Annotated in this window: 8 protein-coding genes; 3 read left to right on the top strand and 5 right to left on the bottom strand. The window is 35.0% G+C overall.

Annotated features, from left to right (window positions below; genetic code table 11):
• Window positions 1-41 precede the first annotated feature (41 nt).
• The 4 genes from ACVEGE_RS10440 to ACVEGE_RS10425 form a co-directional block, all read right to left on the bottom strand.
• Window positions 42-1,637 (bottom strand): porin family protein, encoded by a 1,596-nt coding sequence (locus tag ACVEGE_RS10440; protein WP_192501243.1) that lies wholly within the window; start codon window positions 1,635-1,637, stop codon window positions 42-44.
• A gap of 39 nt (window positions 1,638-1,676) precedes the next feature.
• Window positions 1,677-2,387 (bottom strand): hypothetical protein, encoded by a 711-nt coding sequence (locus ACVEGE_RS10435; RefSeq protein WP_192501244.1) that lies wholly within the window; start codon window positions 2,385-2,387, stop codon window positions 1,677-1,679.
• Window positions 2,374-2,934: an RNA polymerase sigma factor gene (locus ACVEGE_RS10430; RefSeq protein WP_192501245.1), complete on the bottom strand. Its 561-nt coding sequence runs from the start codon at window positions 2,932-2,934 to the stop codon at window positions 2,374-2,376. The genes ACVEGE_RS10435 and ACVEGE_RS10430 overlap by 14 nt, the downstream gene beginning before the upstream one ends.
• Window positions 2,935-3,061: 127 nt before the next feature.
• Window positions 3,062-4,039, bottom strand: coding sequence for a polyprenyl synthetase family protein (locus ACVEGE_RS10425; protein ID WP_192501246.1), 978 nt, complete (start codon window positions 4,037-4,039; stop codon window positions 3,062-3,064).
• A gap of 193 nt (window positions 4,040-4,232) precedes the next feature.
• Here ACVEGE_RS10425 and ACVEGE_RS10420 point away from each other — a divergent pair, with 193 nt between their 5' ends.
• Genes ACVEGE_RS10420 through ACVEGE_RS10410 form a run of 3 tightly spaced genes read left to right on the top strand, consistent with a single transcriptional unit; the run spans window position 4,233 to window position 9,838 of the window.
• Complete coding sequence (locus ACVEGE_RS10420; RefSeq protein WP_192501247.1) at window positions 4,233-7,322, top strand: SusC/RagA family TonB-linked outer membrane protein; 3,090 nt, start codon at window positions 4,233-4,235, stop codon at window positions 7,320-7,322.
• A 10-nt stretch (window positions 7,323-7,332) separates the two neighbouring features.
• Window positions 7,333-8,742 (top strand): SusD/RagB family nutrient-binding outer membrane lipoprotein, encoded by a 1,410-nt coding sequence (locus tag ACVEGE_RS10415; protein WP_192501248.1) that lies wholly within the window; start codon window positions 7,333-7,335, stop codon window positions 8,740-8,742.
• A gap of 13 nt (window positions 8,743-8,755) precedes the next feature.
• Window positions 8,756-9,838, top strand: a complete 1,083-nt coding sequence (locus ACVEGE_RS10410; RefSeq protein WP_192501249.1) for an alkaline phosphatase family protein — start codon at window positions 8,756-8,758, stop codon at window positions 9,836-9,838.
• Window positions 9,839-9,930: 92 nt separating this feature from the next.
• On the opposite strand, the gene ACVEGE_RS10405 is transcribed toward ACVEGE_RS10410, so the two are convergent.
• Window positions 9,931-12,195, bottom strand: a complete 2,265-nt coding sequence (locus ACVEGE_RS10405; RefSeq protein ID WP_458008536.1) for a glycoside hydrolase family 3 N-terminal domain-containing protein — start codon at window positions 12,193-12,195, stop codon at window positions 9,931-9,933.
• Window positions 12,196-12,250 lie beyond the last annotated feature (55 nt).

The following is a 12,250-nucleotide window of genomic DNA, read 5'->3' as shown; positions in this document are numbered from 1 at the left end:
TTTATTATCTGAAAGGGTTTGCCAACTAACTCAAAAACGTTCTAATTAAAATCAAAACGAACGCCTAGGGAAACATTGTTTTGTTTCACCACATTGTCTTTGAATAAAGGATTTAGATCATATTTTAAATACAAACTTGTCTCTTTGTAACCTATATAAGTACTTAACCCATAAACGAATTTGTTTACATTAAAATCCCCTTTCACTTTTTGGCGACTTTTATAATTATCATCATCGTACGTAGTAATTTGTTTGGATTTAATGTTCGTTCCAAAATAACCTCCTATACCTAAACGAAAACTATCATGTGTTTTAAAATACTGTTTACCATCTATTTCTTTAGATTTTGAAAAATCAAACTCCAAATGCAATGGTACAACTAGAGAAACAGTTCTAAATCTAGAGTCTTCATAACTCACTGGATTAACGTCTAGTTTAGTTTGATTTCCATCAACGACAAAACTTCTATTATCTGTGGCTCTCAAATTGTTGTACATTAACGACAAACCATATTTTGCATGTAAAAAATTAGCCTCTTTAAAAATTCTTGAATTCAAGGTCAGTCCCCATTCATAAAAATGAGATCCCAAATATCTAAAGTCAGAGTCTTGAACGCGTTGATCTGTAATTAAATTATTTAATCCCGTTGCAAAAACTACTTGTGAAGTTGTTCTTTTGTAATGTCGTTTGATTTTATCTTCTTGACCATTATACACTTTGAAGGACGTTAAATTAATTTCAGTTTTATTTTCACCAATAGCCTCGTTACTACCTCCAATAATCAACATTGTTCCTCTTTTTTTATTTTCTACCTCATCTTCATACTTACCTTCTACATGATCTTTGACTAATTGATTTAATTTCACTTCTTCAATAGCTACCTTTTTATCGATATTTCCAGCATGTTCAGTTGCTTTTTTAAGCTTTAATTCTTTAGCTATTGCAGTAGTTAAAGTTCCATTCTCGACTTGCTGATCTATAGAATCTACAGCTTTTTTTAGGTCGGCTTTTTCTTTATCTGTAATATTATTTATCTCGTCTCCAATAGCCTTTGCTCTTTTTTCAAAAGAAATTATCTTGTAATCTCTCCCTTTATTTGAACCCGTCTCTGCTATAGTATCTGCAACAACTTGCAGCACTACATCTTTAAACCATACCTGACCTGTTCCATCTAACAAAGCACCGTAGGAAATTGAAGTTGCTTCATCAGGAACAAATAAAACTATTTCATATTTCGTCCAATCTGTGGTTTTTTTCACCCCTCTATTTTGCATATTGTCAAATGCAAGAACTGCTACATCATAGTAATCAACACGCATCCAAAGCCCAGCCCATGACTTTACGTCATCAGTCTTCAAATACCCAGTCATTTTTACTGTTTTTCCTAAATATCCATCTGATTTTATCGTTTTCATAAGTGTGCCAAACCCATAAAACTTACTTTTGATTGATTTAATTTTAAATGTATTTTGATTATCAGACGCTGCATTTTTTTCAAGGCTCATTTCATAATTTGGTGATTCTGCTTGCCAATAGCTCCAGTCTTGAATATATTTATAACTGCCTTTATCCTGGGCATGTATTTTTACAGCAAAAGCCGACAAAAATAGGATGCTAAATAAAATAATTTTTTTCATGATTTTCGTTTTTTGATTGATGATTGATTAATTTACTACTTATTCTTGATAATTTCTATTTACTAAAGCTGTTTTGACAGCATTAAACTTTTTATTAAATTTTTCTAAAGCCGATTCTTTATAAGATTGATTCAATTCTTTTTCAACACTTGATAACAAATTATTTGGGTCTACAGAAGTTCCAACGCTAGCTTTCTTAAAAGACTTATCAGCTTTTATCTCCTCCACTTTAGTGTCACTAACCGCTGCCAAAAGATTTTCTGCGCTCGTATATTTGTTAGTACTAATTGCTTCAATTACTTTTACTGTAGGAGAAACTACTCTCAGTACTTTTTCATTATTAGCGACAACAGCATTGTCTTTGTCCTTTATTTGGTTGGGTGATTTTTTTCTCATCTCCTTTTTACGAATAGGCTCATTAACTGCAATACTACTAATTCCCTTTCGCGGAAGCATATCCTCTTCATTATTTACAACATTTTCAACTACGTTAGGGTTTGTTTGCTCTTGCTCTAAAACTACTGAATTGCTTGTGTTAATTTTGTTTGAAATAGACTGATTAAAAAATATAGAACTCACTAATAGCAAACCCACAAAACTAGCAGCTATGTACCACCAAACATATTTACGTTTTGGCTTATCAGCCACTGACATCATTGCTTCTAATTTATGCCAAGCATCAGCCGAAGGCGCAATCGTTCTTGCCTCTATTTTTACTTTGATATTCTTATCGAATTTATTTGGCTCCATAATCATATTTTTTTGTTGCATTAATTTGCTGTTGCAAAATCTTTCTTGCATGTGACAATTGCGATTTTGACGTCCCCTCATTTATCCCCAGCATCACCGCTATTTCTTTGTGTTTGAATCCCTCAATCGCATAGAGATTGAAAACCATCTTATACCCTTCAGGTAAATTATCAATCAATAATTGAATGGCATCCCCTTCTAAATCGCACTCATTATCAACTGTGCTTTCTTCTGTACAAAAACTATCTTCTATGAAATTTACTTTTTTATGCACACGCAAAAAAGAAATGCATTCGTTTACCATAATTCGCCTAATCCAACCTTCGAAGCTTCCATTGTGTTCAAAATTTTTCAAACTACTGAAGACTTTCATAAAAGAAGTAATCATAACATCCTCAGCTTGCTGCACATCTTTGACATACAAACGACAGATGCTTAACATTTTTGGAGAAAACCGAGAATAGATTTGTTGCTGCGCTTGCCGATTGTTGTCGACAGCTAGCTGAATCATTTTTCTTTCCTCTTGATGTAAGTTGATTACTTTCAAAGTTGTTGTAAAGGGTTTCTATAACTATAGACGAATGTCGATGCAAAAAGGTTGCATGAAGGTAAAAATAAATATAAAAAATTATCCTTAGTCAGGATTCTTGTTTCGTCAGAAAGATAAAACGAAACTATTTCTTTCTCTCAATAACGTAATTCACCATTAAGATTAAAGCGTCTTTAAAATCAGAAGCAGGATAGTTGTCTAATAACATTAGTGCTTCTTGCTGAAATTCAGTCATTTTGTCTTCGGCGTAAGCCAAACCATTGTGATCCTTTACAAAAGCAATTACTTCTTTGACTCTTTTTTTGTCTTTGTTGTGGTTTTTTATTGAGTTGATTAACCACGACTTTTCTTTAGCGGTACAGGTATTTAAAACATGAATTAAAGGAAGCGTCATTTTTTGTTCTTTGATATCAATTCCCGTTGGTTTCCCAATAGCTTCATCTGTGTAATCAAACAAGTCGTCTTTGATTTGGAAAGCCATCCCGATCAGTTCGCCAAATTTTCGCATATTTTCTACTTGCACGGCATCTTCAATTACAGATTTTGCACCAAGAGCACAGCAAGCCGCAATAAGGGTAGCGGTTTTTTTTCGAATAATTTCGTAATAAATATCTTCTGTAATATCAAGTCGTCGCGCTTTTTCGATTTGGAGTAACTCGCCTTCGCTCATTTCGCGTACAGCGACAGAAATAATTTTTAGTAAATCAAAATCGTCATTATCTATTGACAGCAACAACCCTTTTGACAACAAATAATCTCCAACTAGTACCGCAATTTTATTTTTCCAAAGTGCATTGATCGAGAAAAAACCGCGACGGCGATTACTATCATCTACTACGTCATCATGCACTAAAGTGGCTGTATGAATAAGCTCAATAACACAAGCTCCACGATAAGTTCGTTCATTTATTGTACCACCAGAAACCATCTTAGCAGTAAGAAAAACAAACATAGGACGCATTTGCTTCCCTTTGCGGTTTACAATGTAATAGGTAATTCTATTAAGTAAAGCCACTTGTGAAGTCATCGATTCATAGAACTTTTTTTCAAAAAGTTCCATTTCGTTAAAGATGGGTTGTTTTATTTGTGAGGTAACATTCATTTAGACATCAAAGTTACAGCTTTTAAGAAAAAAGAAAGCCATTTTAGACAAATTTAAACATTGAATCCACAAAAAACATCTAGTTAACATTGCTAACCTATTCTTAATTGCAACTATTGTTTTGTTAAAGTTTTCTTAATCACATCCCGTGAGTAGACCGATAGTTTTGCACGACAAACATAACTACTAAAAAATGAAAACTTTAAAACAAAATCTACTCTTATTCTTAATTGTACTTTGTGGGCAATTGCTGCATTCGCAATCTATTATAATTCAAGGAAAAGTAACAGATTCAGCTGGCTTCCCGCTAACAGGCGCAACCATTCTCGTAAAAGGGACTCAAAACAGCACAATCGCTGATGCAAATGGAAGCTACTCCATTGCAACTGAAAAAGGAAAAACCCTAGTTTTTAGCTACATGGGTTTTACAACTAAAGAAGCTATAGGAACCAATCAAGAAAAATTAAATGTTAGTCTTCAAGACGATTCAGTAGCACTAGGTGAAGTAGTCGTTACAGCTTTGGGTATTAAAAGAGACAAACGCGCTCTAGGATATGCATCCCAAGAATTAAAATCAGACGATATCAATAAGGTGAACTCGACCAATTTTGTTTCTAATCTTTCTGGAAAAATATCGGGAGTTCAAATTTCTGGCTCAGGAAACGGAATTACAAGTTCTTCTAGAATTACTATTAGAGGCGACAAGTCATTGAACATTAACAACAACGGGCCATTATTTATTGTAGATGGTATTCCAATTAATAACAATGTATACGGTGTTGGGAGTTCGGCAACAACTCAAACCGATTTGCCTACTGATTATGGTAATGGTGCCGCCGAAATCAATCAAGAAAATATAGAAAGCGTCAATGTATTGAAAGGTGCTGCAGCATCTGCACTTTATGGATCTAGAGCAGCAAATGGTGTGATTGTCATTACCACAAAATCCGGTCGCAAAGGTAAAGGCTTGGGTGTTTCGATCTCTTCTTCTTTTATGACTAGCGAGGCTTTGCGTTTGCCAGAGATTCAGGGTGTTTATGGTGCAGGTTCTAAACAAGTTTACGATCCGGGTGCTGACACCAACTTAGGACCTCGTTTTGATTCAGGGCTTTCGATCCTTCAAAATGGTAGCCCGGGGTATTCTGTAGGTGAAGGTCAAGCTTTACCATTCGAATTTAGATACAATTTAAAAGACTTTTTTAGAAAGGGAAATTCTATTTCGAATACCGTTTCGATTTCTGGATCAGATGAAAAAACAAATTTCAGACTAAGCTACGGCAAAACAACTAGCGAAGATATTGTACCTAATTCTAATTTAAAAAGAGACAATATAAGTCTAAACCTTAATTACAATATCTCAGACAAATGGAAATTTGCCACGGTAGCTACTTACACAAAAAGCGCTAGTGACAACACGCCAGTTTCAGGTTACGGAAGTCAAGGAATCATGTACAATTTATTATGGAATCATACTAATGTTGACCTTGACTGGTTAAAGGATTACTGGATCGTGAAAAATGTGAGACAAAACAGCATGTTTGGATGGGGTGATAATCCTTTTAAAATTGCCTACGAAAACATCAACGCATTCAAGAAAGCAAGAATTTTTGGAAACATGTCTTCGACTTACCAAATTAGTGATGATTTCTCATTTATGGCTAGAATAGGAATGGATAATTCAAATGATTTTAGATGGTCACGCAGACCTATAGGTTCGTCTCGCTACACCAACGGAATGTACCGCGAACAAACGATAGGTTTTACAGAGTACAATGCTGATATGTTACTATCTTATGATCACACTTTTGGCGATTTTACTGTGAAAATATCATATGGTGCTAACAGTATGAATCAATATACTAGTGAAAGTAAAATTGAAGGTCAAGGAATTAGTATTCCTGGAATTTACAATTTGCAAAACATCAATGTAATGCCAATTCAATCTAGAAATATTTATAAAAAACGGATTAATAGTATGTATAGTCTAGCTAACATAGGGTACAAAGATTATTTGTATTTAGATGTTACCGCTAGAAACGATTGGTCATCTACCCTACCAGCAAACAACAATTCGTATTTCTATCCTTCGGCTTCTTTGAGTTTTATTCCTACTTCTTTTTTCGAAATGAATAAGAACATAGATTTCTTAAAAGTAAGAGTCAACGCCGCTTCTGTAGGAAATGATACTGATCCTTACCGATTAGTAAAAACCTACGACAATGGTTCATTAGCTGGAACATTGACCAATCCCTCTTCAATTTTAAATAGTAATTTAAAACCTGAAATTGCAACATCATACGAAGCCGGAATTGAAGCGCAGTTTTTCAAAAAGAGAATCACACTAGATATGAGTTATTATGTAACTAACTCGAAAAACCAAATTGTAGGTCTTGATATTTCGCAAGCAGCTGGATTTAATTCGAATGTAATCAATGCAGGTAAAATTCAAAACAAAGGAATCGAAATAGGATTAGGATTAACCCCTGTTCGCACTACTGATTTTGAATGGACGCTTAACGCGAATTTTACTCGGAACCGCGGAACTGTAAAAGAATTAACTCCAGGAATTGACAATTATATCATTGCTCAAGGCCCAAACGGAGGAACAATAGAAGCTCGTGTAGGAGAGCGAATGGGTGACATGTATGGACGCGGATACCTAAGAAGCCCAGACAACCAAATCGTTTATGACAATGCTGGTTCGCCAATATTAGATACAAAAATCAAGAAAATAGGAAACTACAATCCAGACTGGATGTTGGGTCTTTCAACAAACATTAGATACAAAAACCTGAGTTTAAATGCGCTTGTTGATGTGCGTCATGGTGGTAAAATTTATTCGATGACCAATGCAATTGGAATGGAAAGCGGTATCCTAGCCGTTTCCTTACCAGGAAGAGAGACAGGAATTGTAGGTCAAGGAGTAGTTCAAAACACCGATGGTTCTTACAGCCCAAACACAACATCTGTTACTACCGAAAACTGGTATTATTCAAACGCTTTTAGAAGAGACAATATTGAAGCCAACTCCTTTGATGCTTCTTATGTAAAATTAAGAGAAGTGAGTTTAAATTACAGGTTATCTTCAAAATTCACTAAGGCTGTGCACATGCAAAACTTAAGCATAGGATTAGTAGGGAACAACTTGGCGCTTTGGACGAAAGTTCCAAACATTGATCCCGAAACTCAAGCAATTAGCGGCGGTACTCTTTTACCTGGTTTTGAGGTGTTGCAATTACCCTCTTCAAGAAACTACGGAATAAAATTAAATGCTTCATTCTAAAAAAAACATCATGAAAAAATTCATAACCTTATTATTCTTCTGCGGTCTAGGCATCTCTTGCACCGATGGATTTGAAGAAATCAACACCAATAAAAACCAACCTACGGTTTCGCAACCAAAACAGTTATTACCTAATGTGATTTTTAACCTAGCCAATACCAATGTAAATAATTCATTCAATTTTGGGGATATTGTGGCTCAATACGGTGGCAATTACGAGTACAATGAACTAGATATTTACAATTGGGGTGCTGATGCTCGTTTTTGGGGAATGTACAAATGGCTCAATGATATTTATGACATTAAAAAACAAGCCTTATTGCTACAAGATAAGAATTACGAAGCTATCAGTTTGATTCTAGAAACGTATACCATGCAAGTAATCACAGATGCTTATGGAGACGCTCCATACTCAGAAGCGTCACAAGGCGAAGAAGGAAATTTGAAACCAAAATACGATACACAAGAAGAAATATACACCCAATTGCTTTTAAATCTTGATAATGCTAATGCGATCATCGATACCAAGCTAAAAGTAGAAGGTGATAATTTATTCAACGGTGACATGTTGAAATGGAAAAAATTTGCCAATTCGTTGCACCTAAGGTTATTGATGCGTATTTCGAATAAAATAAATGTGAGTGCCAAATTGAACGAAATTGTCTCTAAGCCTGCACAATACCCCTTATTTGCATCGAATGCTGATAATGCTACTTATTTTTATTCGGGAAGTTTCCCTAATATTTCGCCTATGAGTGATGGAATCAACAGATTATATGGTTATAATATTGTTATCCCAACAACAAATTTGGTAAACACTTTAATCGCTAACAATGACCCAAGACTTGCCGAATGGATTGATCCTATTGCGGGATCTACCAACCAATTAGGATTGCAGCCAGGATTGACTTTAGACCAAATTGGAGAGCCAACAAATTATTCAAGAAGAGCGGAAGATTATTTTTATACCAAAACAAAAATCGCAGCACTTTTTATGACTTATAGTGAGCTAAACTTTTTACTAGCCGAAGCAAGTCAGCGTAATTTGATCACTATAGGATCAGCGCAAACCTATTATAATACAGCCGTTGAAGCATCATTCAAACAGTGGAATGTGGTGATGCCAACTGATTACTTGACGGCAACAGCACCATATAGCGCGACAACTGAAGTTTTGTACACTCAAAAATGGTTGGCACTGTATCATTCTGGAACCGAATCGTGGTTTGATTGGAAAAGAACAGGGAAACCTAGTTTTATTCAAGCTGGTCCAGGATCAAAAAATGGCAATAAAGTTCCAAGACGTATCATGTACCCTAGTTTAGAGCAATCTGTAAATGCACAAAATAACATTGCTGCTTTGCAAAAATTAGGAGTGACAGATGATATTAATGCTAAAGTATGGTGGGATAAATTTTAAATATAACAAGAAAATGAAAAGAATAATTATAATACTATTACTTGCTTGCGGTACAATAGCTCAAGCTCAAAAAGCCGAAAACATCATTATAATTACCACTGACGGTTTTAGATGGCAAGAAGCTTTTAAAGGGATGGATGAAACGCTCGCCAGAGACAAAAAGTTCAATCAAAACGACAGCAGCTATATTTATAAAAAATATTGGGCCGAAACCCCAAAGGAACGTAGAGAAAAACTAATGCCTTTTATGTGGTCAGTTTTGGCCAAAAAAGGGCAAATTTATGGCAATAGAACAGTAGGTAACAAAGTGAATAATGCCAATCCGTATTGGTTTAGTTATCCTGGTTATAACGAAATCATGACAGGTTATGCAGATACTTTAATCAATTCTAACCACTATCCTGCAAATCCCAATATCACGATTTTAGAATTCTTGAATAAACAACCAAAGATAAAAGGTAAAGTAGCTGCTTTTGGTGCTTGGGATGCTTTTGACAACATTTTAAATGAAAAAAGAGCCGGTTTCCCAGTGGTATCTGCCTTCGATAACGTGGGAGGTAAAACGCCAAATGAAAAACAAAAACTAATCAATGCCATGCGCACCGATTCTTTCAAACCTTTTCATGAAGAAGAATGTTTGGACGTGTTTACGCATTATGGCGCATTAGAAGAATTGAAAACCAACAAACCTCGCGTACTATATATTTCCTACGGTGAAACAGATGAATGGGCACATTATGGCTTTTACCGTTCGTACTTAGATGCTGCGCATCAAGTAGATGCTTGGATTAAGGAAATTTGGGACTTTGTAGAAAGTGACCCACAATATAAAGGAAAAACGGCATTAGTATTCACCACAGATCACGGACGTGGAGATATCACAAAAGCAGAATGGACGAGTCATGGTCCGCAAATAAAAGATGCTAGCGAAATTTGGTTTGCTACTATGGGACCACAAATTGATGCCAAGGGGGAAATGACAAATGCAAATCAATTGTACCAAAATCAATTTGCACAAACTATGGCCAAAATAATGGGATACACTTTTGAAGCCAATCATCCTATTGCTAATGAAATACAGGGAGTGATAAAATAAAACCCTAGTTTCCCCAAATCAAAAGGGTTTGACATTATTGTCAAACCCTTTTTTACAAAAAACAAAACCATAATTATTCTAAGCTAAACCCCTTACTGTAATAAGAAGTCCGCTTTTTGATCTCCTATTTGGATCGTAAACGTTCCTTTTTCTGAAATCCATTTTAAGTCGTTGTTTACAAATTTTAAATCTTGTGGATTTAAAGTAAATGAAACTTTTTTAGTTTCTCCTGGCGCCAATTCAATTTTTTCAAAACGTTTTAGCGATTTAAATTCAGGCGTAATTGACGCTACATTATCTGATAAATACAACAAAACTGCTTCTTTACCCTGTGAAGACCCTGAATTAGTCACCTCAACAGAAACTGTAATATCATCTGAACTGCTTATCTCTTTTTTATCAATTTTTATATTGCTGTATTTAAAAGTCGTATAGGATAAACCGGTACCAAATTCATATTGTGGCAAATAACTTTTTTCATATTTAGCATCGTCATTTTGCTCCCCTTCTGAAATACTTTCGGTATATTTCCTATTGTATTTTTCTAATGAATTTGGATATCTAGGGTAATTGTACGGCAATCTTCCGCTTGGGTTCACATCTCCGTAAACTATATCTACTAAAGCTCTTGCTCCTTCGTTTCCGGGAAGGTAACATTGAATAACCGCATTCATTTTTGACTCAAAATCACTTATTAATCTTGGGCGGCCTTCGTTCAAAATTAAGATAATTGGCTTGTTTAATTTGGCTAAAGCCAAAGCTAATTTTATTTGCGAATCACTCATGTATATATTACTAATATCCCCTGGTGTTTCGGTATAATTTTTTTCTCCTAAACACAAAACAATTTTAGAGGCTTGTTTTGCAAGAGCAACTGCTTTTTCTATTTCAGCATCATTTTCAATTTCTAAATCTGCACCTGGTGTATACAATACATTTTCTTTCCCAATTTTGTTTTGAAAAGCCTCCAGAATTGTGAATTTATCCGCAGCATAAGTATCTGAATTTTCTCCTTGCCAAGTATAAGACCAACCTCCGTTAAGGTACTTCATACTGTTTGCCGTAGCTCCTGTAACTAATATTTTTTCGTTTTTATTTAATGGTAGAATAGCTTCTTTATTTTTTAATAAAGTAATTGATTCTGCTGCCGTTTGATACGCTTTTTCAATGTGTTCCTTACTACCAAAAGCAGGGTAATCTTTGAGGTCAGCTAACGTATTTTCGAATAAATTAAGTTCAAATTTCATTTTTAAAATTCGAGAAACAGCATCATCAATACGAGAAATAGGTACTTCCCCTTTATTAACAAGGTCTACTAAATCAGTATAAAAAGTAAAGTCCTCAGGAACCATACTCATATCAATACCTGCCATAACAGCGATTTTAACAGCATCTCTATTTGATTCAGCCACTTTATGACGGGTATACAAATAAATAATATCCTTCCAGTCTGTTACTACAACGCCTGAAAAACCCAACTCGTTTTTTAAAATATCCGTAATTAAATGCTTGCTTGCATGCACTGGAGTTCCATTGATCTCTCCTGAACTTACCATCACACTTTTGGCACCCGCTTTGATTGCAGCTTGATAAATGGTCAAGTCATACTGACGTAAAATACGTTCAGGAATAATACTTGGTGTACGGTCTTTTCCACTAGTGGTGCTTCCGTAACCTATGTAATGTTTCATACACGATGCTACTTGATATTTTGACCCAACGCCATCGCCTTCATAACCTTCAACTAAAGCTACTGCCATTTTTGAAGATAGATAAGCATCTTCACCAAAAGTTTCCCACATTCTTGACCAAGCTGGATTTCTAGGGAAATCTAAATCAGGTGAAAAAACCCAAGGTATAGAAGAAGCACGTGTTTCATAAGCTGAAATTTGTGCTCCTTTTTTAACCAATTCTGTATTAAAGGTTGCTGCCAAACCTATTTGCTGCGGGAATAAAGTCGCTCCTTGTGTATAACTTGCACCGTGAATGGCGTCAATACCATATAAAACAGGGATTTTCAATCTCGTTTTATTAGCTTCAGTGCTAATGGTTGAGATCACTCCTTTCCATTGTTCAATAGTTTGAGCTCCTGGATTAGGAACGTTTAAGATGGATCCTATATGGTATTTTTGAATTCCTTCTTTTAGTTTTGCAGCATCAATCACACCTTTTTTCCCAGTTACTTCAAAATTAGTAACCGTTATTTGAGTCATTTGACCTACTTTTTCTTCGATACTCATTTTAGATAATAAAGCAGCTACTTTATTATCTATTGCTGATTTATTGTTTTTTGCTTCTTGGCTCCAAACGGTTCCTGCAAACAAAAAAACAACTAATAACATTACTGTATTTTTCATATTTAATTTTAATTTTTATACACTTTTAAAAGCAATTTTAGCTTTCTCGAAAGCG

The sequence above is a fragment of the Flavobacterium sp. PL002 genome, from assembly GCF_054165825.1.
The sequence above is the reverse complement of the archived record's forward strand: the minus strand, read 5'-3'. Positions and strand labels throughout refer to the sequence as shown.

Coding starts and splice junctions, on each gene's coding strand:
- ACVEGE_RS10425 (WP_192501246.1), bottom strand. CDS start 4,039: ATGAATGTTACCTCACAAATAAAACAACCCATCTTTAACGAAATGGAA.
- ACVEGE_RS10405 (WP_458008536.1), bottom strand. CDS start 12,195: ATGAAAAATACAGTAATGTTATTAGTTGTTTTTTTGTTTGCAGGAACC.
- ACVEGE_RS10440 (WP_192501243.1), bottom strand. CDS start 1,637: ATGAAAAAAATTATTTTATTTAGCATCCTATTTTTGTCGGCTTTTGCT.
- ACVEGE_RS10420 (WP_192501247.1), top strand. CDS start 4,233: ATGAAAACTTTAAAACAAAATCTACTCTTATTCTTAATTGTACTTTGT.
- ACVEGE_RS10435 (WP_192501244.1), bottom strand. CDS start 2,387: ATGGAGCCAAATAAATTCGATAAGAATATCAAAGTAAAAATAGAGGCA.
- ACVEGE_RS10410 (WP_192501249.1), top strand. CDS start 8,756: ATGAAAAGAATAATTATAATACTATTACTTGCTTGCGGTACAATAGCT.
- ACVEGE_RS10415 (WP_192501248.1), top strand. CDS start 7,333: ATGAAAAAATTCATAACCTTATTATTCTTCTGCGGTCTAGGCATCTCT.